Source organism: Sulfurimonas sp. NWX79 (assembly GCF_039667035.1).
Lineage (GTDB): Bacteria > Campylobacterota > Campylobacteria > Campylobacterales > Sulfurimonadaceae > Sulfurimonas > Sulfurimonas indica.
Map to the genome: position 1 here is coordinate 12,942 of NZ_JALCZL010000004.1, position 20,967 is coordinate 33,908.

The window sequence follows — 20,967 nt, forward strand, 5'->3', positions numbered from 1 at the left end:
TATTGATGATCTCCTATGAAAAGTAAAGTCTTTTTTCTTCAATATTAGAAAAATGTTCATTATCAAGTAGTAAGCATTTTTTAAGTTCTTCTGTGTATATTTTTGTTAATAAATTTTCATTTTTACCACAATCACCTAAATCTTTCCACCATTTAATATAATAATGCATCAATATTTTGAGCATGAATGACATAGGTGTTAATTCACGTTTGACTGGCCATCTATTTTCAGCATGAAATCCAATGTGAAAATGTGCTGTAGGATGATAGTTTTCACAATATTGATTTTTTGATAAATCATATCGTATTAATGGAATATCACTTGTAAAAAATTCTTCAGATAAAAACTGTTGATATTCTTCTAATGTAATTTCATTATTTTCGTACATATGTTCAATTTCTATTTTATTTTCTTGGTATTCAACAAATTTATAGGGATTTGGATAGTAAGTAAAACGCAAGTCAAAATTTTCTTCTCCTGTTTTTTTGTTTATAATTTTAGTTCTTGAAAATTGAAAAAAAGACTTATCTATTAACATGAAATTAAAGTCCTGATATTTTGTCCCAATATCATACAATCTTTTATATGATGTTGACTTTCTTGCATTTTTTTTAAATTCGCTTGATGCAGATAAAGAAGTTATGCATCCAGCCTGAAATAATAAATTATATTGATCTAAAAATTGTATACACTGAGTAATATTTTTATTAAATTCACGATTCAATATCATCCTTTTCAAATAACATTTTTAATTGCTCTTTTGAATATCCTTTCTTTTTTAAATCTAAAATCATCTGTTGAAACTCTTTCATCTCTTGTGGATTAGTATCCAAATCTCTTTGTATTGTTCTTATCTCTTGAATTGTAAATCTTAAATTTGGAGAGTTATCTAAACTTTGTTTGATTTCATCAAAGAATACATTAATATTTTCACCTGCTCCACTAACTCTAAGCCATGCTTTAGTTCTGGTAAATGCTGTAAATAATTTGTTTCTACCTCTTATTGTATTTCGTTGTGAATATAGAGCATCAAGTCCTGCAGCAAAGACCATAGCGGCTTCATTCCCTTTAGCTTTATGTACAGTAGATAATGTAACCATATCTTTTATACTAAAAGGGGGTGCGGCAAGTGTAGATGCTTGAAGATTATTTGAACGAATACCTTTTTCTGATAAATATAAAGATAATTTAGAAAAATATGCTTTAACATAACGATCATCTAAAACAATAACAAGTAAATCCTGGGGTTTTAGTCCATCTTTAATAGCTTCCTCTATTTTATCTGCTATCCAATGGCATTCTTCTCTTAAATCTTCTGCTTGATAACATTGAATAATATCTTCTTTCTTTTGATAATTGTAAATTGAAAGTGGACTATTCTCTTTATCTCTTCTTACGGTAACAGTATCCCCAATATCAAAGGACTGATTGCCTTCTACCGTATAACCTACATCTCTCCAATGATTGGCATCTTCAAGCTTTTGAACATGTTGCGGAGAATACAAACCAAAACCTAGTGCATGTGCAGTAATTAAAACCTCTAATGGATTTCGATAACACTTATAAAGAACTAAATCATTTTTTTGTGTTGCATGCAAGTCTCGTTGGAATAGACTTAAATCAATACATGGCTCTCCATTACTATCATTTCCAAATAACTCTTGTGGTGTTCTTTGATAAACATTAAATATAGATTGTAGTTCATCATACGCCCATACTATATTTTTTCCATTTCCATTTTCCCCATGTGCTAATTGATAACAAAGTTTAAAAAACTCATTTGGTAAATCTTGAGCTTCATCTATTAAAATATAATCATATTTACTTTGAATATCATGCTGAATAATATCATTACAAACCACTTGAAACACATCATCAGAACTTATTTTTTTAGCCTCTTTAAAGGAAAGTATCTCTAGTGAATTATCAATACATGCATTATATGCAACACCATCAATACTTCTTCCTCCCCAAGAATGAAGAATATCAATTAAATCCCAATTTGGTTCTGTACCAGCATAGTGCCAATAAAATTTAGTTATTAATTCTTTAATTAAATTATAAAGACTTTTCGTATAAAAAGTAAATAATATTTTTTTATTAGGATATTGCAAATGAATATTAGCTACTTTCATTGCTAAAACTATTGTTTTACCTGAGCCTGCTAAACCACGAATTCTTTGTGGTCCATTAATTAAGCTAATAGCTATTTTTCTTTGTTCTTCATCGAAATTAGATATTTCCTTTTCTAACTCAATTAAAATATTTGATTTGCTTGTTGGATCCTCCGAAACTTTTTCTCTTTTAGTAGTTTTAGATAAAGCTTTTGAACCTTCAATAATAGACCTGGATTCATTTAAAATATTATCTTCAAGTTTCTTATCTAACTCAATTTCTTTTAGTGTTTCAGATATTGCTGAAAGAGATGTCAATATATTGTTTTCCAACTCATCATATTTGTTTGTTGTAGATAAGTATAAAAAGCTATCTAGTGGTATTGCTAAATTTCTTTTATTTATTCTTATGATTTTACTTCGTTTTAAAGAGGTTTCTATAAAACTATATAATTGTTCAAGACTTTCATCATCTTCAATAATTTTATCTTCGCTAGATGGGTAAAGCAAAATTAATCCATGATAAGGTGATAGAATAACCAATCTGGCTTTAATTGAGACATCATCATAATCTTTAAATATAGGAAAACCATAGTAGATAATTGCATTTTCTAATCTTAGTTCAGTTGAATTTTTTTCCAAATAATCAAGTATAGTACTATCAATACCTTCTGGTTGGATCTCTGTTGCTATTATTTTTTCCACGCTAAGAACCTTTTTGTAATATTTCAGATTATATCTAAATTTTGTTTATACAAATTTTTAAAAATTCAAGTCACAACATCCACAGTCCACCCATTCCCAATCATCTTATACCTCTGAGAGTTAGAAACTCCCTCTGTATAGTTATCGGGTAGTGTCTGAAGCCTCTCGCACTCCAAAGGTGTGAGTTTTCTGACATATCATTTTTTACTGTAGTGCATAAATTCATAATTCGCTGCAGTTAAACAGTTAGACTTTTCTATCATAGCCCTTCATCTTCTTGTTTTTGAGTTTAAAAATGTAGCATCAAAGCACTCTCAAGGTTTTATCTCACAGTAGCCTTTTTTGGTGTTTTCTCACACTAAAAGTATTTTAGGTCACTGGTTCCCTCATGAGTTAGCTGTAAGAGTTGGAGACTTATGGTTGATATCATAGACTCTTTTGCTACTCTCAAACCCTGCTATATCTACTTTGGCAACAGGTTTTAGTCCGTTTACACTCAGTTTTGAGTTTTCTAAAATTGTGAAGTCTTTAAATATTAACTGCCTTCTTGATTTTAAGAAGTAGTTTTTTACACTTCACCCACAAGCATAGTGTGCATCAAGGCAGTATGATTTACTTCTATCGGTTACACCATCTTCTAATATATTTGCTAGAACTATATTTTTGTCTTTTGGTTGTGTTATATTTGGGATATTTGTCCAGTAGAGTCTTACTCTATTTTGGGCAGAGACAAGAGAGCTGTTTATCATGATGGGTTCTACTCACAGGTATTTACTTATAACATCTTGGTACTCTTTTTTCATTCTTACATTTTCAAAGAGGAAGTACTTTGGTTTAGTGAGTTTTAGTACTCTTACATACTCGAAAAAAAGTTTACTTCTTTCATCTTTGAAATTCAACTGCTTCCCTGCGAAGCTAAAACCCTGACATGGACTTCATCCTATAAGCAGGTCTATATCTTTTGGGAGATTTGTTTTGTTAAGATTTTTTATATCTCAGAGTTGTATGGTGTCTGGGTAGTTTTTAAGTGCGATTTGTATGGCATACTTATCTATCTCACTTGCATAGTAGGCATCTACTTTTATATTTGCTCTTTGTAATGCCACTCTTCAACAACTCATCCCGTCAAACAGGCTTAATACTCTCATAATAAAAATAGTTTAAAAAATAAATTTGACAAAAGTCTACTAATGTGTATTATAGTTTATGTAAATTTCAAAAGTCTGTACAAAAATGTAGAACAAAGTATATACTAGTTGACTTTACTCTATCACTTACACTTTTGCAAAAACAAATTTACACCAAAGTAGAAAAACGGAAGTTACAGTTTTACATATCTGCTTTCACAACTGCACCAACTGTCAAACTGAGTCTTTAGAGTCTGGGTGTCATTGAATAAAAAAAGATTTTTAAAATTCATAAACACACTCTCACTCTTTACTCTATCCATAACAGCTCTCATGCAAGAAGTTGAATCAAACAGAAGTAAAACTTTACTTCCTTTTTTTTCGTTAAGTGTAACAGATGGCAACCCCTCCTGGAGTGATCTTATATGTTTTTGCAACTGTTGCATCACTCTTTTGGTATCTTGACCGTTATATATCTCAAATGTATAAATTTTTATCTCACCATCTACTTTTAGTTTCATAATGGCATCAGGGATAAAAAACGAGCCGTCTGCAAATATCAGTTTGGTTTTTGCTTTGAGGGGTTTTTCTTTTTTGGTACTTCAGGTGTGATCATAATAGGTGTCATATAAAAGCACCTCTCATCATCTACTCAGTATATGCTTATAAAGCCCAATTTGAAAATCTATTGCATGTGTACGGTGGTAATAGTCTCGAAAAAACATACTACTGCTGTTTTTTGGCATTTTTATATTTTTCTTTTTATAGTGCAGATGCTCTGTAAGGAAGTTTTTTCATTTTGGTTTGAGATGGTAGTAGTTTTGCAGTTTTCACAACTTTGGATCAACTCCAAAAGTGAGCTTTCATATCATATTTAAAAGAAGCAACTCTTTGTATGTAGGGATGAGATTTGGTTTGTGTTTGGCAACTCAAAGCTTTATAAGTTGAGAACTGTTTAAAAATTTAAAGATACTCAGAGCTTCGAGTATTTTTATGGATCTCTCTTTTAGCATAAATTTTTGGTTAAAAAATAGTCTTTAGAGCCAAAGGTTTTGGTTAAAGATACCAAGGATGATGATTTTGTTGTTTGTTTTGTCTATCTCGTAAGGTATGGTATAGCCTATAAATACAAGCTCCCTTACATTCTCATCATTCAGCTTGAATCTTTTTCTGTGAATATAGGGTTTATCTGGAATTTGGTTGATTTTCACAAGCAGTTCGTCATAAAATGCCAAGGCACGATTGACACTGTCTTTTGCTATAAAATCAACAATTACCTCAAGTTCATCTTTAAATCTTGGTGATTTCTCTATAGTCAAAGTTGAGATACCAACTTTTCTCTAATGCTCTGTAATCCATCCATTAACGGAGTTGTTTGCATCTTAGAGCTTCTATACTCTGCAACCCGTTTGGCTATCTCATCATCAAGTGAGTTTTTTAACTCAACTGCACCTTCTGGAAGAGATGCTATAAAGTTTTCTACTTTTGAGACATATTTCTCATCCACATTTAGCATCATAGTCATTGCAAATCCCTTTAAACTTATACTGTAATTATACCATATCTTAAGTTTTACTCCACTGCATAGAGTGGTTTAGCTTCCTCTTTTTTGACAGGCTTTTGGGTGTAATACCTCTCAACCTGTTCTTGTTCAAATTTTTTATACATAGCACTCTCCATCTTGTTTTTATCTCATAGAAATAGCTTAGGCACTTGGTATTTGAATGGTTTTACAAAGTTTGAACTGATGTAAAAATTTCATACAGTGAGTTTTTGTAAGGCTTGTTTTTCTATGCCTGTCTCTTTAGCGAAGTAGTTTATCTGTGAGTAAGAGTTTGCACCTATGATTTTTACATTTGTGTTACTTGTAATTGACTCTTTGAGCATTGGGTTTATATTTTTTCATAGCATTTGTGAAGCTAGTGTAATATGAAGTGAGTATTTTCTACTCTCTTCAAGTATTGCTTTTACAGACTTAGTGGTGTAGTTTTGAAATTCATCTATAAAGAGGTTTACAGGCATTCTGTACTCTATTGGTATATTGGCTCTATGTATTGCGATAGACTGCACCAGTGCCACTATAAACCTCCCTAATGCCTGAGATACATCACTTCAGAGCATTCACTTTGAGAGATTAAAGACTATTATCTTTTTTTGGCTTATGAGTCCTTTTAGGTTTATAGTTTCATTGACACTTGTTATGTTTGTAAAAATATGTGAGTTTAAAAGTGATTGTATTTTTACTGCAATGGATTGCTTTGTGATTGAGTAAATTGGCGAATTGAAATTATCTTTAAAAAACTGTGCAACTGCAGGATTTTTTGACTTGGTTCCAAGTAGCACCAGGTCTTCGTTATTTTCAAGCATAAATCTTTGCAGATCTCTGAGTGAGCTGTTATCTCTTTTTAAAAGAACTGCTATACAAGGTACTAAAAGTGATTTCATATTGAGTGTCAGTGAAGAGGAGCTTTTTATCATCTCTTCAAATACAAGGGCTAGTTCGTTTGAGTAGATGTCTATCTCATTATCATTTAGTTTTACTGCAAATGGATTAAGTGCAAATACTCCCTGTTTTAAAAGTTTTGGGGTGAAGTAGACCACTCTTGTTTTATCAAGATATTTGTTTGAGATTATCTCTTTGGCTACATCTCAGTGAGGGTCTATTACTATGACTGAGCTTTTATTATTGGCTATTTGAAAATTTATGAGGTATTTGAGTAACTCACTTTTTCAACTTCCAGTCATCCCTGTAATGAGACAATGCTTTTTAAACTCACTTGGATATATCTTTTTACTAAAGAGATAAAAAGAGAGGTTGGTTCGTAGTTTATAGACTGTCTTTTTTATAAAATTTATCATTTTAGTTGTAATTATGGGTGTAATTTATATTAAAAATGTTCTGGGAGGTGTTGGCGACACTTTTAAAGAGATTTTATTCAACTATATAGCACAGTGCTATATTTTAGAGAGTGAGATGTCATCTTCTTTATACTTTTGAGTAGTGTGTTTATCCCAAGAGGGAGACTTGAATCCTGTTATCTCTCACTTGTCATTTTTAATAGGAGTGAGTGTTACATTATCCATAATGATAAGATTTGTGCTCTTTTGACGGTAAAAAAAATATATTTTTGGAACTCTATTTTTTGGAAAAAGCTCTACGATTGATTCAAAAATTTCTCTCTCTTGTTTATAAGCAAGAGAAGCTATCTGCTCAATAATATTGATAGCACTTGCTCTTCACTCTTGTCAGATACAATCAAGATCATTGATATAAAAACTGTTTTTTAAAAAGTCATAATAGTAGAGATAATAGGCTCATCTATTTCACACAGCAGCATTTGGAATAAATACAGCTTTTATAAGATGCTCTTTTTTCTTAGTGTAGATTTGTAGTAGATTTTCAAATAGGCTCATAAATGTAATCTTAAGTTATAAAAAGCTTTTTTAGCTTGTAGTCTTATTACATCATATCTTTTGAGATATTGCAAATATTTAACCACTCTATTTTTTGTTAGCTATTTTTTAAAAAAATCACTATCGATTTAATAAATATTTTAATTCAATATATTTTAGGATGACGAGTGTTGGCATAACAAAGGGGTTAAAAAAAGTTAAAGTACCCATTTGTGGGTAGTTTTTTAGAGATAAGACCACTTTTATGGGTGCAAAAGTATCTCTTTATGGGGAATTATGAAATTTTGAGTTTTACTACTACACAATATTTTCATAATAAGTGTCAAGCCAAAATATTTGCAATCTGTAGTCTTTTCATTATACTTGATAGCAGAACACTCCTAAAGCCTTTATTTATAAAAAAATAATTATCTATAGTATAAAAGCTTTACATACATTTTCTCAAGAGCTCCTTTTTAGCAGATGGACTAATTTAAAATATTGGAGTGTTCTATATACTAAAAAATATTATGACAAAAACACTAAACGATAAACTCATAAAAAACTCTGCTGTAGTTGCCATATCCAATAAAATCTCACTTCTACAGAGAAAACTTTTTAATTTTCTCATCGCATTTGCATATGTAGAGTTGAAAGAAAAAGAGAGTTTTACCATAGAGTTGCACTATCTCAAACTTATTGTAGGGTTTAACTCTAAAAACCTCTCCTATTTAAAAGAAGCCCTTAAAGGGCTGATGGCAAGTGTAGTGGAGTTTAATATACTCTCAAAAGATAAAGAGGCTTGGAGTGCAACAACACTGCTATCATCTGTAGAGTTTGGCGAGTGAAGATGCACTTACTCTTTCTCGCCAGTGCTAAGAAAAAGACTCCATGAGCCAAATATCTATGCAAAAATAAAACTCTCTACTATGAAGCTCTTCTCCTCCAAATACTCCCTGTGCCTCTATGAGATATTTGTCGATTATCAAAGTATCGGACAGACTCCCATCATCGCACTTGATGATTTTAAAAAACTTATGGGAGTAGAAAAAGAGAAATATAAAGAGTTTAAAAGATTCTCTGCAAGGGTTATAAAACCTGCTATAGAGGAGCTTAGCACCATTGGATGATATGATGTAAAAGTCTCCTACACTAAAGAGAACAAAAAAGTAACTGCTTTAAAGTTTCACTTCAAAGAGTTACAAAGATGAAAAAAAGCTCAAGAGGAGATGAAAGTGTTTAAAAACTTAGACTTACAAAAAAAGCTTGTAAGTGAGTTTGGACTCACACTCAGACAAGCAAAAAAAGTTATCACTACCTATCCAGTGCCATACATAGAGGAGTCACTCCAAATCATAAAGCATAAAATCCACCAAAAACTTATAAAAAATATACCTGCTTATACTCTAACAGTATTAAAAAATGACTTTTATCCCACTCTCAAAGATAAACAAAAACTCCCCGTACTATCCAATTCTAAAGGAGATGCACGAGAAAAATGCACTCACAAAAACAGACTGGAAGATTCTCAAGGTACAATTAGCGGGGATTTACTACATAATGCAGACAATCATCCTCTACCTAAAGCTCAAACAAAAGCTACTAAACATTTTTACTCTCTCGACAAAGCCTGACAAGAAAAAATAATCAAACAATTTGAAGAGGAAAAAATACAGAGTGACATACTTCAAACTATTTATGAGAAAGAGGGAATTGACGGAGTTTTAATAAAAGCCATGTTTTTTTCTTGGTTTGAAAAAAAAGAGGAAAAATCCTCTTTTGCTAGTAGTTAGTGATATAGAGTTCACTTACTATTTTTCTTCTGCTTTTAGATGATCCTCAAAGTGTATAGGCAATCTCCTTTGAAGAGATAATTTTAAAATCCTTATAAAGCTCTCTAATCTCGGAACAATCATTATAAGAGAGTAAAAACTTTCACTCTATACTCTTTAGATTGTCTCTTAAAAGTGTATGCTGTGCTTTTTTAAAACCTCATGCATAGTAGTTCTCATATTCATAATATGGTGGATCAAGGTAGAAAAAAGTATCTTTTTTATCATACTTTTTTAAGATATCTTCAAAACTCATATTTTCAATAGTGACAAATTTAAACCTATCACTCCATCTTGTAAAACTTTTCCATAGGTTTTTAGGTTTCCTTCAAGATTTGGAACTCATTGCAAAATTATTTCCTCTGCTTCAGAAGCTTTGTGAAACCAAATAGTAAAAATATGCTGCTTTTTCAATATGATTTCTTGGTGTATAGTTTTTTAACCTGATATTGTTAAAAATTACACGGCTGATAAATAAGAGGTTGAGATAGTGCGATAAACTTTGTGGATAATTTTTTATTACCTGCCAAAGATTAATAAGATCGTTATTAATATCATTGACTGTTTCTAGCTTTGAAGGCTCTTTCGCAAAAAAGACACTCAGTCCTCATCCAAACACTTCCACATAGTGCTTATGCTCGGGAAAAAGAGAGATGATCTCTTTTTTTAACTTGCTTTTACCACCAACCCAGCCTATTGGGCTTTTTAATGGTGTTGATTTTTGTAGGGTTACTTTATTCATATTTGTATGGTTAAGAGATAAAGTGACTTCATTATAAATAAAAATTTTGTTTTGTCAAATAAAAAAGATATTTTATTTGTTTGGCTCAATAATCCCTTTTTCTATGAGAAGCTTTTTTATAACATAGCCTGCTGTCCTGTCATCTCTATCAGCATACTCTATAAGTTGCTTTTTTTGAGTGGGGGTCAGAGCAACTGAGAGCGAAACATTAGCTTGCTCTTTTTTAACCTTTGAGCCTACAGGGCGTCCAGGCTTCTTTTTTTGTAAATCTGCATGGGTGATTTTTACTTCATTGTCACTATTTAGTTTATTGAATTTTGCTTTTGCCATAATATTTCCTTGTAGTTATTTATATTATATTTAACCATAGTTAAATATAACTTTTTATGAGGTTCATAAGATCTTGCATCTTGGCACTTATTTTTCTGTATGTGTGTCTTTTAAGTCCTGATGATGCAGCTAAAGAAAGGATAGAAAGACCTTCATTTTCAGAAGTTTGCAGAGCTCTTGTATGAGGAATGATAAAGAACTCCAAATCATTACTTTGCAGGGTTTCTTTTAGGTACTCTATTGCATCAAGTGCATCTTGCTCTTTTATAACAGCATTTATAACAAATAATACAGGAAGACCAAGATTTTTCACTCTTTCATAACTCTCAAGTGTCGTTCCCAAAGAGTTGATAGTTGGATTAAAAGGGATAATAATTAGATCTGCACCCTTAGCTGCAATATCTACTCTCTTATCGTCAAAGCCTCCAAAATCATAAATTACATCACCTTGAACTACCTCTGGCAATTCATCTTTTAATCCAACTTTATACACCATATCATCACTAAGAGTTTGAGATAAAACACCATAGGGATCCAGTTCTAGAATAGTTGCATCAAAGTACAGTGCTATCTGAGTGGCAAGCATAGATTTACCAACCCCGCCTTTTTGGTTAAAAATAATTATCTGCATTTTTTTACCTTTATTTATAATTCTTAGCACTAGTATATAATAGAGTATATTAAATTATCTTGTTTATACTTAATTATAATATAAATAACTATAATCAGATATAAACATCCATCATCATAATCACTATAAGTTACAACTTATCATCCCTAATCAAGCCTCATCTATTACATGATCTTCCATACTTCTTGATTTACACAAGATTTTTTATAACTTTATAGATATAAAAGCAAAATAAAAAATATCAAACATTTAAAAGTAAAAAATACAACATCCCCTCGTGGGAGGTGTAGGATGTTGTATTTTTTGCACTGTTTAAATATAACTACCTATATTTTATATTTTTACTTTTATACTATGAGAAAAAAGTTACAAAAAATGCTTGATGAAAATCAAGGAACTATTACAGCTGCTGTAATAGAAGATGCTCTAGATTATGGATATGATGATCCACAACAATTTTTTGAAGATTTACTACAATATGGATGTCAGTGAGGTACTGTTTCATCAATGATATACTACAATAATACACATAAGTTCTATAATACATATTATGATGAAATCGAAGATATTAGGTTAGAACTTCAAGAAGAGTGAATTTTATCATCTGAATCAATTGACATGGATCTAAAAAATTATTATGCATGGTTAGCATATGAACATGTTGCATATAATATCTACAACGAACTAGAAATGGAAGGCAGTTAAGCCTTTCATTTTTTATACTTAAATTTATGTTCGTAGAAACAACTGGCTACTAGAGGTTGACTAAATCAAAAATTATGCGTTGTTGATTGCAAAACAGGAGAAGTAGGAAAAAGAGAGAGGCAAGTTTGCACAGAGTTACAATATTCTCCTAAAGTCGACTATTGTATACCTAGCGCAACTTGCTCAGGGACTCTGTCCCTAAGAACCCTTATATAAAATTATTCAGTTTGGATAGCTTTATCTTCTACGTTTTTTTTGTCATTAATAGGTTTTTTTATTTCTACAATTGGAACGATATTCTCTTCCACTTTTTTTTCTACAAATACTTTTAGCTGCTCTTGAGGTTGTTTTTTCACTGGTTCTGATAATTTACTTTGCAATTCTTCAAGACTAAGTCCTGCTAGATCTTTATACGACATAGCAGTTTTTGTTGATATAGGTTCTTTTTTCCAAGACTCTTCTTCCCGTCGTCTATATCTACGTTTTTTTGATGCTTTATGAGTAGGAATTTCTGATGAAACTGTATCCTTTTGTTTTAGCCCGTGTAAGTATATCTCTTTTAGAGTATGACTAATGGTTTTATTGTTGGTACCTGCATGAATATTAATTAATTCATTATATTCTTCATTAGATAAAGATATAGCAACCCTCTTAGTTTGTTTATCAGTTTTAGAAAAAATATCTTCAATTTTAAATTTAAATGTATGATTAGCAGTTGCTAAAATAGATATAGAAACGAAATTATCTTGATATGCTTCTGTTTTTTCGTTTAAATTATTACAGATCTTGTTTAATGTATCCTCATCTATATCATTGAATAGACTATTTAAATACAGAAAACTCTCTTTTTTTACCTTTCCAGCTTCCACGGTAAAGCGATAAGTTTTAACTTTGCGTCTATCTTGAGCTACTTTGTTAGCATCAGAACTAACGATAAAACTTTTTTCAATGTCATTAATAATTGTGTACACAAGTAACCTCCATATGTACAATTTTACTCAATTCCATATGAATAAAAACTTAAATTTAATCAAATTGACTCACTTAAGCTTCAAAAAAGAAAATATACTATAAATTAACACTATATGAATTGACTCATTTTAGGTTAATTTAATAAATTAAAGGGAGATGTTATGTTAGATGAGGAAAAAGTAATAGTTGAACTACTATATAAAAAGTTTGGATGTGTCCTATTGTCTAAGTCTGAATGTAGCCGTGCTATAGGTCGTTCTATTAGTTCTTTGGACAGGGATCGTAAAAATGGTTGTGGTATTCCATATTTGCAAGAGAATAGGTCCAATGTATATTACAGTATAACTGATATTGCTAAATATATGTCAGATAGAAAAATTAAAACTGTCTCTATCGATATATATTAATTTTTAAATGGTTTACAATCATGAAGAAATCTTCAAATATAAAAGTAACAATCAGTATCAGCCAAAAATTCTACTCTCAGCTTCAAAAGCAGGCGGAGGCAGTTGATCTGACAGTCAATACACTCTTAAAGCAGAGTGCACTTTCAGCTTTTAATAAAGCAGATGTGGCATTTCTGACATCAGAACAAAGAATTGTCATTAAAGATTTTACTCTTAATCAGATAAAGCTATCACAACTGCTACAACAAATCAACCAAAAATTTGATACTGATGGTAAAAATGCTTTTCCTCTAGAACAGCTTTTAGAGTATATGAAACAATATCATGAGCTCTTTGTGAAGCTTATTGAGGATCTAAAGGCTTCCAAATGATTAATACATATCAAGGAATTAAAAGTGCAGCCGGTGTCACTGGTAGACTAAAGTACATCAACAAGCCAGATGCACTTGTATATACAAAAAATATGTTCTCTTTGGCAGATGATATCGATGGACTTAATAATGAGTTCATTGAAAATGCAAAATATCTAAATGGAGCAAGAGGTAAAAACCTTGCATTTTCAGAGATACTCAGTCTTCCTCCATCAAATAATGTTTCTAAAGAGGAAGAAGTGCAGGCACTTAAAATTTTGGTAGATGAACATATCAGATTAAGAGGCTTAGATAATCATTTGGCAGTAATTGCTATTCATACTGATGCCAATCAGACACATGCACACTGCCTTTTTTCAAGTAATACTTTATTTGGCACTCACAGACACAGAGTCTCAAATAAAGCATTTTTGCATTCACAACAGGAACTAGAGCGAATACGAAACGAGAAGTTTCCACATTTAACCCAAACGAATCATTACAGCAAAAAGCTGGAACGACGAATAAAACTGGCAGAAGGAAAAATGAAATATCTGCGTGGTGCAATTACACAGAAGCAAAAGCTTACAGCTACTTTTAAATATGCACTTACAAAGCAAACTAAAAAAGAGTTCCATGATTTTTTAAAATCTAAAAATCTCATTATTTATAAAAGAGGAGCAAAAACAATTGGACTGAGAGATCTATCCAAAAAGAAAAACTACAGATTAGAGACTCTTGAAAAAGGTTTGAGAGCAAAATATCTAAGCTATGAGAAGAAGCTTAATATCACTCAGAAAAAACAACAAATTGTTGAAAAACCTAAACAGATTAAAAAGACTCCACATCTGGAGCAACAACTCAAAAAAGGAGGCAAAGGTCGTGGTAGATGATAAATTAAAGCAGCAATTAGCACGAAAACAACAAGAGGTACAGAGATTGAAAAACTTAAATAAAAAGATCTCTCAAAGAAAATCAAAAAAGCAAGAGAAACCCTCTACATCAGATGACCTGTTTCTAAACTTTTTTTCATTCTTAAAATTTGGGTAGAGGAGGAATATTATGGAGCAGCTATTTGCACTATTGCTATTTACAATCGTAATGTATGTAATTATCATTAACTTTTTCAAAAGATTTTTGGGACTATCACAACAGAGTGAACAACTTATTATCCTCAGTATATTGAAGGGTGTATTTTACCCATTCAAATACATACTAGGTTCTATCTATGGTATCTTTCATCTACAAGGGTTTCTTGGGAGTCGTGACAGAAAAAAACTAATAAGCAGATACAACAAAGGTCTGTTAATAGATGCAAAAAAAGGGTTAAGATTAAGCGAAGAACACTCTTTTCAAAATCTTTTAATTCATGCAACCACAGGTTTAGGTAAAACTACATCTATGATTATCCCTATGATTTTAGATAAGGCAAATCATAAAAAAAACAGTATGTTTATTTTAGATCCTAAAGGGGAGATATGTAGCATAACAGGAGGCTATCTTCAAAGAAAAGGGTATGAAGTAGTTGTTCTTGATCCTAATAATCTTGATATAAGCATTGGATTTAATCCTCTTGAATTTGCAAAAAACTCCGCAGATATTGAGCATATTATGCGTTCACTTTTATACTCATCTAGCAATGGGAGCAGTGGTGCTCAGGATCGCTTTTGGAATGAGAGTGCTGTAGCACTCCTGACACTTATTGGAAATCTACTTCTTGCAATTGGGGATAAACAATATATGAACCTTGCTAATGTGAAATATCTTTTAAGTAGTTTTTCAAGTCAAACAAACAATGAGATGGATAATGTGGTTATCAAATATGGTGATGCTGATTTAATAATGGAGTACAGACAGTTTAAAGCCTATGATGATACTGTGAAACTCTCTGTGCTTGCAACAGCAAATATGGCTCTCTCATCTATTGCAAATAATGATGCATTAAAAAGAATAATGGCAAGTCCATCCTATGATCTTAAACAGATGAGAACTAAAAAAGTGGCTCTATTTTTATCAATTCCAGTGCAATCAGCATCACAGTATAGTTTTTTAGTATCTAGTTTTATATCTTCATTGATGTACAACGCACTACTTAATAAAATTCCCACAAAACAGGAGAACTCTGTTTACATGTTCTTAGATGAAATAGGTAGCTTTAAAATAAATGACCTTGATAAATATATAACGGTCACGAGAGCCTATAAAATAAGTGAAATTTTAGCCATACAATCAGTGAATCAGGTTGAGCATCTCTATGGCAAGGCTGCTGCAGAGACTATTTTAAATGGTGGTATTGGCTCAAAAATCTTTTTTGGTGGTGCCAATAATAATCTGGCACAACAAATAAGTAGCATGATTGGCAAAAAACAGACACTTATTCAAGGCAGAGTGACTCAACAAGATGTGATGCAGGCATCTGAAGTAAGAACTCTTAAAAATGGAGAAGTACTCGTTTTTATTCAAAACAATAAGCCATTCAAACAAAAACTGACACCTTACTTTAAGCTATCTAAATTTAAAAGAGCCACAAAAATTAAATTTCATCCTAGCATGGTAGCACATATTGTGGATTATGTTAAGTACATTGACTTGAGGAGTATATGATGGAATGGTTATTGGATTATAATGATTTTTTACTTGGAATTATCTGGCTGTTTAATAAAAATGATCCCTGGGTGTTATTTGTCTTTATGCTTATTTTTATAACCTATATTAAAAGTGCATCTAGCTATTCATGGCAGAAACTACTCTTTTTTTATGTAGTGAAATATCTCAGTTATTATCTTGCATATGTTGCAGATATTAATGATAATTTGATACCAGATGCAACAATGAGGACCTTTGCTATATCTCTCATGGCATTTTTTTATCTTTTTTCCTATGTTGCTATTAAGCTTTTATGGTTAAATGTGCTTATTTTTAACAGAGATGATCTTATATATGATCTAAAATTTCTATGGAAATTTCTTAAATATTCATTTTCCAAAATAAAACTTGCATCAAAAAGCAATCAAAATACAACACCATTGACATCCCAAAAAAAATCTTCAAAACAAGAAGTACAACAAAAGCCAAAAGAAACAATGAAAGTACAGGTACAAAAAGAAGAGCCTAAAACAAAGAATCTCATGCTTCCAAAAGCCGCAGAGATTAAAATAAACAACAATGGTAAAAAAGTATATACAGATAAAGGAGATGTGTATACTTTGCAAAAACAGATAGGGTTTGGAGGAGAAGGAACTGTTCATATTATAACCAAACAGCTACTGGCAAAAATATTTCATCCAGATAAAGCCACCAATGAAAAACTCAAAAAGTTACAAAAGTTTTTATCTATGAGAAAAATAGCTTCTGTTGTTTTTCCAGAAAAAATTCTCTATGATAAAAATAAAAAATTTATAGGCTACACCATGCCTCAAGTCTTTGGAGTCAAAGAACTTGGTATCTTACATAGTAAAAAAAATAGAGAAAAATATTGTCCGAATTGGACATATATTGATTTACTTGATCTCTCACTTAGCATTGCTAGTACTTTACAAAAACTACATGACGCAAGAATTATCGTTGCTGATTTTAATCCTCGCAATGTATTAGTGAAATCCCCTAAGAAAATTTATTTTATTGATATAGATAGTTATCAAGTTGATAGACAACCCTCAACGGTAGGAATTATGATGTACACCCGTCCAATTCATATTAAAAAATCACATAAAGAGTATTTAAAAAACAGAGCTGATGATCTCTATGCTTTAAGCATGATGATATTTCAAAACTTAACTTCAGGAGGCAACCCATATACCACAAAACAAGGAGGTACAGAGGAGGATCTCATTCAAAGACATGAATTTGCATTTAATGTTAAAGAACCCCATAAATCTAATGCTAATAGTGCACTTATTAATGCATGGTCAAACTTATCTATAGAACTTCGTCAATTTTTTGAAGATGTATTTAGATATCAAAAACCAGTATTGCTAAGTACACTCACTCAGGCTCTTCAAGCTCACAGAAGAAGTCTGATGCGTGTACAAACCAAAACAAGGAGTAAATAAGTGAATGTAACTGTGTGTGAGTTAGAATAAAAATATATTTAAACTAAAAGGACAAAGAAAATTATGGCTAAAGCAACGTTGAACCTAGACAAACCATTTAAAATTGAGTTGGATGATACTGTAGATAATACTACATTAATTCCAGTTAGTGTTCTTGCAGATGTAAGTTACTCTATGGAGGGAACACCTCTGCAAGAACAAGGTGATGCAATACAAACATTTATTGAAACATTAGAAGCTGATGATTATACTCGAGCAAGTATTGAACTCTCTATTATGACATTCAGCAATGACGTTAAAGTGATACATGACTATTCATTTGTTGAAGATATCTATTTCGAAAATAATTTCGTAGCAGAAGCTTCTACATATATGGGAAAAGCTATTGATTATGGAATTGACTCACTTCAATCAAAACTCAAAGAATATAAGAGCAAAGGAACTTTATATAAAGCACCATTATTAGTGTTAATCACAGATGGAAAACCATCCGATGATATTACAGCGTCTGCAGACAGATGTGCGGATTTAGTTGCAAGAAAAAAGTTAACCTTTCTTGGCATTGGAGTAGGAGATGATGCAGATATGCAGGAGCTTAAACGCTTTAATCCTAATGGTAATGTGTTAAAATCTCCAACATTTGAAGATTTAAAAGAGCTTTTAGTGTGGGTTTCATACTCTTTATCTGCAGCAAGTCAAGCTGGACCAGGGGAAGAGGTAGAAAATCATGTTGAACTTGATCCAAAATTCAAACTGTTTTAACAAGATGAATTTAGTAACTGCATTTGCTACCGAACAGGGAGTGTCACATAAAATTAGTGATACTCCTTGCCAAGACTCAGTTTTAGTCAAACAGGAAGATGGTTACTTGTTTCTTGGATTGGCAGATGGTGCTGGTAGTGCAAAACATAGTGATATAGGATCAAATCTTATACTCAAATTCTTGGCAATGCATATGCAGATATCATTTGAATACTACAAAAAAAATGTAACAATAGCTAATAAAAATTTATTAGCTAGGATTCATTTGGCATTAGTAGCTATTGCTAAGATGAAGAGAGTAGAAATAAAAGATTTATCATCTACTTTGCAGTTCATCACAGTCTATTATGATGAGTTTATTATAGTTCATATTGGAGATGGTGTAATTGGTGTGCTTGATGAAGATGAGAACTTATCAGTTCTATCAGAACCTGAAAATGGAGAGTTTTCACATATCACATATTTTACTACAACGCTTGATGCAAGAAAAGTTCGTATTTACAGAGGGGATATGAAAAACTTAAATGGTTTAATCTTGATGAGTGATGGAGTCGAAGAGTCTCTATATAACTATAAAACAAAAACACTCGTACCAATCACAAAAGAGATCATTCAATGGCTAGACTATGGCAGTGAAGAAGAGGTGTCATCTGCATTGGATGAGAATTTAAAAAATGTATTTGCAATCAAATCATCAGATGATTTAAGCATTGCAATTTTAAGAAAAAATCAAATAAAGGATAAGTCGTGAAAAGTTTTAATATACGAGGCAATAGAGTCAACATCCATAATGACCATAGAATCTATGTCAATGGAAAAGATACTAAAATGAAAGTATGGAGCAATAGTTTAACAAGGCATAGTGATGTAAACTCGGGAGCTGAGATAAAAGAGATATCAGGAATGGACTTAGAGTCTGCATTATACTTGAAAGGGTGGTTGTGAAAAGTATTGAAATCAACTTTTCAACTTAAAGATATAGAGCTTTATTACCTCTATATCTCTTCACTATTCTATCAATTCTTATCAATATTATTTTTATCAGACGGACTTGTCACGGACTTAGATTATATTTCCTAAGCTTAAAGTAGTTCTATGAGTTGCTCTAAAGTTCTTATTTTGGGGAGTTTGAAGTGGCTCCGGATACTGGATTCGAACCAGTGACCAAGTGATTAACAGTCACCTACTCTACCGCTGAGCTAATCCGGAATGTGAAGAGTGAAATTATAGCTGTTAAATCTTAAAAAATCTTTATTTTTCTATAAAATAAAAGCGATATAATTGCGAAAAATTATTATATTTGAATAAGGACAGAGCAAATGGCACAAGTTGCAGAAAATATTGGATGTCAAAATAGAGAATGTATTGCAAAAGATGAATGTAAACGTCAGCTTATTGCAAAAAACGGAACAGCAGTTGAAATCAAAGAGTTTGGTGGTACTGCTGAGAAAAAATGTGGAAAATTCCTTCCAATAGACTAATGAAATACTTTTTACTCTCTTTCATTTTTCTTTTTAGTGCATGTAGTATTAAAAACTATGAGCATACAGAGAGTAAAATCGTAACGATTAAAACTCCAAAATTAAAATTTTCAGATATAGGTTATTTACGACATAGTGACAAAGCTCTCGAGTTAGAGCTTTTTGTTGCTGGACATGTTTTTAAACGAATCAATATCAATCATCTGATTTGCGTGAGTGATGAAGGATGTATATCTAAAGAGGGGTTTAACAGTGAGTACCTCAATAGTGCATATCCTCCAAATTTACTGCAAAATATACTTTTGGGGCATAGAATCTTTGATGGAGTAAATCTGACAAAGAGTTCTTTTGGATTTACACAGCGTATTCTCACACAGGATGTAGATATTAAGTATGTTGTAAAAGCAAAAGAGGTCTATTTTAAAGATAGAAAAAATCATATACTATTTAAAATTAAGGATATAAGTCGATGAGCAGTAAATTTGTTGGCGCACATGTAAGTGCAAGTGGAGGTGTTTACAATGCACCGTTAAATGCGATGGAGATAGGGGCAAAGGCTTTTGCTCTCTTTACAAAGAACCAAAGACAGTGGGTTGCAAAGCCATTAGAGAGCGAAACGATAGAGAAGTTTCAAGAGAATTTGGTAAAGAGCGGTATAGAGCCAAAGCATATATTGCCACATGATTCTTATCTTATCAATCTAGGGCATCCTGAGAGTGAAAAACTGGAAAAATCTCGTGCAGCATTCATCGATGAATTGGAGCGTTGTGCGCAACTTGGACTGGACAGGCTTAACTTTCATCCAGGAAGTCATTTGGTCAAAGTAAGTAAAAAAGATAAAGAGAATCCTGAAGTAATGCAGCCAATAGAAGATAAATGTTTGGATGTAATCGCAGAATCCATCAATATCGCACTTGATAAAACAAGCGGAGTAGCTGCAGTTATAGAAAATACGGCAGGGCAGGGGAGTAACCTTGGCTGGAAGTTTGAGCATATTGCACATATTATTGACAAAGTAGAAGATAAAAATCGTGTAGGTGTCTGTATCGATACTTGTCATATGTTTACAGCGGGTTATGATATCAGAACACGTGAAGCGTACGATAAAACATGGAGTGAGTTTGATAGGATCATAGGCTTTCAATACTTGATGGGAATGCACATCAACGACTCAAAACCGCCACTTGGTTCTCACGTGGATAGACATCACTCTTTAGGAAAAGGAGAGATTGGTTTGGATGCTTTTAGATTTATAATGAATGATGAGAGAATGGATGATATTCCTTTGATACTTGAGACGATTGATGAGAGCATCTGGGCAGAAGAGATTCAGCTTTTATACTCTTTTGAGAATAAATAGTGTA

The 20,967-nt window shown here is 31.8% G+C and carries 28 protein-coding genes, 1 tRNA gene and 1 pseudogene; 14 read left to right on the top strand and 16 right to left on the bottom strand.

Annotation, left to right across the window (positions count from 1 at the left end; genetic code table 11):
- Window positions 1-13: 13 nt before the first annotated feature.
- From MNY27_RS02760 to MNY27_RS02805, 10 genes are all read right to left on the bottom strand, one after another.
- The gene (locus tag MNY27_RS02760; protein WP_346391841.1) at window positions 14-724 is read right to left on the bottom strand and encodes a DUF2290 domain-containing protein; all 711 of its coding nucleotides are present in this window, start codon (window positions 722-724) and stop codon (window positions 14-16) included.
- The gene (locus MNY27_RS02765) at window positions 714-2,819 is read right to left on the bottom strand and encodes an ATP-binding domain-containing protein (protein ID WP_346391842.1); all 2,106 of its coding nucleotides are present in this window, start codon (window positions 2,817-2,819) and stop codon (window positions 714-716) included. Before MNY27_RS02765 ends, MNY27_RS02760 begins: the two co-directional genes overlap by 11 nt.
- Window positions 2,820-3,394: 575 nt before the next feature.
- Window positions 3,395-3,568 carry a hypothetical protein gene (locus tag MNY27_RS02770; protein WP_346391843.1) on the bottom strand — a complete coding sequence of 58 codons (174 nt, stop codon included), beginning with the start codon at window positions 3,566-3,568 and terminating at the stop codon, window positions 3,395-3,397.
- 572 nt (window positions 3,569-4,140) lie between these two features.
- Entirely contained in the window at window positions 4,141-4,467 is a 327-nt protein-coding gene (locus tag MNY27_RS02775) for a hypothetical protein (RefSeq protein ID WP_346391844.1), read from the bottom strand.
- A 516-nt stretch (window positions 4,468-4,983) separates the two neighbouring features.
- Entirely contained in the window at window positions 4,984-5,265 is a 282-nt protein-coding gene (locus tag MNY27_RS02780) for a type II toxin-antitoxin system RelE/ParE family toxin (protein WP_346391845.1), read from the bottom strand.
- Window positions 5,262-5,471, bottom strand: coding sequence for a hypothetical protein (locus MNY27_RS02785; RefSeq protein WP_346391846.1), 210 nt, complete (start codon window positions 5,469-5,471; stop codon window positions 5,262-5,264). The genes MNY27_RS02780 and MNY27_RS02785 overlap by 4 nt, the downstream gene beginning before the upstream one ends.
- A gap of 233 nt (window positions 5,472-5,704) precedes the next feature.
- On the bottom strand, window positions 5,705-5,833 hold the full coding sequence (locus MNY27_RS02790) for a hypothetical protein (RefSeq protein WP_346391847.1): 129 nt from the start codon (window positions 5,831-5,833) through the stop codon (window positions 5,705-5,707).
- 15 nt (window positions 5,834-5,848) lie between these two features.
- Window positions 5,849-6,025 (bottom strand): hypothetical protein, encoded by a 177-nt coding sequence (locus MNY27_RS02795; RefSeq protein ID WP_346391848.1) that lies wholly within the window; start codon window positions 6,023-6,025, stop codon window positions 5,849-5,851.
- A gap of 42 nt (window positions 6,026-6,067) precedes the next feature.
- Window positions 6,068-6,547, bottom strand: coding sequence for a hypothetical protein (locus MNY27_RS02800; protein WP_346391849.1), 480 nt, complete (start codon window positions 6,545-6,547; stop codon window positions 6,068-6,070).
- A gap of 129 nt (window positions 6,548-6,676) precedes the next feature.
- Window positions 6,677-6,805, bottom strand: a complete 129-nt coding sequence (locus tag MNY27_RS02805) for a hypothetical protein (RefSeq protein ID WP_346391850.1) — start codon at window positions 6,803-6,805, stop codon at window positions 6,677-6,679.
- Window positions 6,806-7,869: 1,064 nt separating this feature from the next.
- Here MNY27_RS02805 and MNY27_RS02810 point away from each other — a divergent pair.
- From MNY27_RS02810 to MNY27_RS02820, 3 genes are all read left to right on the top strand, one after another.
- Complete coding sequence (locus MNY27_RS02810; protein ID WP_346391851.1) at window positions 7,870-8,187, top strand: RepB family plasmid replication initiator protein; 318 nt, start codon at window positions 7,870-7,872, stop codon at window positions 8,185-8,187.
- Between the two features lie 24 nt (window positions 8,188-8,211).
- A complete protein-coding gene (locus tag MNY27_RS02815) occupies window positions 8,212-8,469 on the top strand; it encodes a replication initiation protein (protein WP_346391852.1) in 258 nt (85 codons plus the stop codon).
- Window positions 8,470-8,574: 105 nt separating this feature from the next.
- Window positions 8,575-8,973, top strand: a complete 399-nt coding sequence (locus MNY27_RS02820) for a hypothetical protein (protein ID WP_346391853.1) — start codon at window positions 8,575-8,577, stop codon at window positions 8,971-8,973.
- Window positions 8,974-9,331: 358 nt separating this feature from the next.
- On the opposite strand, the pseudogene MNY27_RS02825 reads toward MNY27_RS02820, so the two are convergent.
- The 5 genes and pseudogenes from MNY27_RS02825 to MNY27_RS02845 all read right to left on the bottom strand — a co-directional run bounded on the left by MNY27_RS02825 (window position 9,332) and on the right by MNY27_RS02845 (window position 12,550).
- Window positions 9,332-9,775, bottom strand: a pseudogene (locus tag MNY27_RS02825) (DNA adenine methylase).
- Window positions 9,776-9,778: 3 nt separating this feature from the next.
- Window positions 9,779-9,913, bottom strand: a complete 135-nt coding sequence (locus MNY27_RS02830; protein ID WP_346391854.1) for a hypothetical protein — start codon at window positions 9,911-9,913, stop codon at window positions 9,779-9,781.
- A 72-nt stretch (window positions 9,914-9,985) separates the two neighbouring features.
- On the bottom strand, window positions 9,986-10,243 hold the full coding sequence (locus MNY27_RS02835; RefSeq protein ID WP_346391855.1) for a hypothetical protein: 258 nt from the start codon (window positions 10,241-10,243) through the stop codon (window positions 9,986-9,988).
- Window positions 10,244-10,283: 40 nt separating this feature from the next.
- Window positions 10,284-10,874 carry a ParA family protein gene (locus MNY27_RS02840; RefSeq protein ID WP_346391856.1) on the bottom strand — a complete coding sequence of 197 codons (591 nt, stop codon included), beginning with the start codon at window positions 10,872-10,874 and terminating at the stop codon, window positions 10,284-10,286.
- Window positions 10,875-11,797: 923 nt separating this feature from the next.
- Entirely contained in the window at window positions 11,798-12,550 is a 753-nt protein-coding gene (locus MNY27_RS02845; protein ID WP_346391857.1) for a hypothetical protein, read from the bottom strand.
- 162 nt (window positions 12,551-12,712) lie between these two features.
- Here MNY27_RS02845 and MNY27_RS02850 point away from each other — a divergent pair, with 162 nt between their 5' ends.
- The 8 genes from MNY27_RS02850 to MNY27_RS02885 all read left to right on the top strand — a co-directional run bounded on the left by MNY27_RS02850 (window position 12,713) and on the right by MNY27_RS02885 (window position 19,067).
- Window positions 12,713-12,958 carry a hypothetical protein gene (locus MNY27_RS02850; protein WP_346391858.1) on the top strand — a complete coding sequence of 82 codons (246 nt, stop codon included), beginning with the start codon at window positions 12,713-12,715 and terminating at the stop codon, window positions 12,956-12,958.
- Between the two features lie 20 nt (window positions 12,959-12,978).
- Window positions 12,979-13,329 (top strand): hypothetical protein, encoded by a 351-nt coding sequence (locus MNY27_RS02855; protein ID WP_346391859.1) that lies wholly within the window; start codon window positions 12,979-12,981, stop codon window positions 13,327-13,329.
- Entirely contained in the window at window positions 13,326-14,201 is an 876-nt protein-coding gene (locus MNY27_RS02860; protein WP_346391860.1) for a relaxase/mobilization nuclease domain-containing protein, read from the top strand. Before MNY27_RS02855 ends, MNY27_RS02860 begins: the two co-directional genes overlap by 4 nt.
- A 169-nt stretch (window positions 14,202-14,370) precedes the next feature.
- Window positions 14,371-15,912: a type IV secretory system conjugative DNA transfer family protein gene (locus MNY27_RS02865; protein WP_346391861.1), complete on the top strand. Its 1,542-nt coding sequence runs from the start codon at window positions 14,371-14,373 to the stop codon at window positions 15,910-15,912.
- Entirely contained in the window at window positions 15,912-17,360 is a 1,449-nt protein-coding gene (locus tag MNY27_RS02870) for a hypothetical protein (protein WP_346391862.1), read from the top strand. The genes MNY27_RS02865 and MNY27_RS02870 overlap by 1 nt, the downstream gene beginning before the upstream one ends.
- Before the next feature lie 63 nt (window positions 17,361-17,423).
- Complete coding sequence (locus MNY27_RS02875) at window positions 17,424-18,122, top strand: VWA domain-containing protein (RefSeq protein WP_346391863.1); 699 nt, start codon at window positions 17,424-17,426, stop codon at window positions 18,120-18,122.
- 4 nt (window positions 18,123-18,126) lie between these two features.
- Window positions 18,127-18,873, top strand: coding sequence for a PP2C family serine/threonine-protein phosphatase (locus tag MNY27_RS02880; protein WP_346391864.1), 747 nt, complete (start codon window positions 18,127-18,129; stop codon window positions 18,871-18,873).
- A complete protein-coding gene (locus MNY27_RS02885; protein ID WP_346391865.1) occupies window positions 18,870-19,067 on the top strand; it encodes a hypothetical protein in 198 nt (65 codons plus the stop codon). The genes MNY27_RS02880 and MNY27_RS02885 overlap by 4 nt, the downstream gene beginning before the upstream one ends.
- 189 nt (window positions 19,068-19,256) lie before the next feature.
- Here the strand turns inward: MNY27_RS02885 and MNY27_RS02890 are convergent.
- Window positions 19,257-19,331: transfer RNA gene (locus tag MNY27_RS02890), tRNA-Asn, on the bottom strand.
- A gap of 110 nt (window positions 19,332-19,441) precedes the next feature.
- Between MNY27_RS02890 and MNY27_RS02895 the strand changes: the two genes are divergently transcribed.
- The 3 genes from MNY27_RS02895 to nfo are packed head-to-tail and all read left to right on the top strand — an operon-like array spanning window position 19,442 to window position 20,963.
- Window positions 19,442-19,603 (top strand): hypothetical protein, encoded by a 162-nt coding sequence (locus tag MNY27_RS02895; protein ID WP_188109427.1) that lies wholly within the window; start codon window positions 19,442-19,444, stop codon window positions 19,601-19,603.
- The gene (locus MNY27_RS02900; RefSeq protein WP_152183348.1) at window positions 19,603-20,076 is read left to right on the top strand and encodes a hypothetical protein; all 474 of its coding nucleotides are present in this window, start codon (window positions 19,603-19,605) and stop codon (window positions 20,074-20,076) included. Before MNY27_RS02895 ends, MNY27_RS02900 begins: the two co-directional genes overlap by 1 nt.
- The gene (gene nfo, locus MNY27_RS02905; RefSeq protein ID WP_152183349.1) at window positions 20,073-20,963 is read left to right on the top strand and encodes a deoxyribonuclease IV; all 891 of its coding nucleotides are present in this window, start codon (window positions 20,073-20,075) and stop codon (window positions 20,961-20,963) included. The genes MNY27_RS02900 and nfo overlap by 4 nt, the downstream gene beginning before the upstream one ends.
- The last annotated feature ends 4 nt before the right edge of the window (window positions 20,964-20,967 follow it).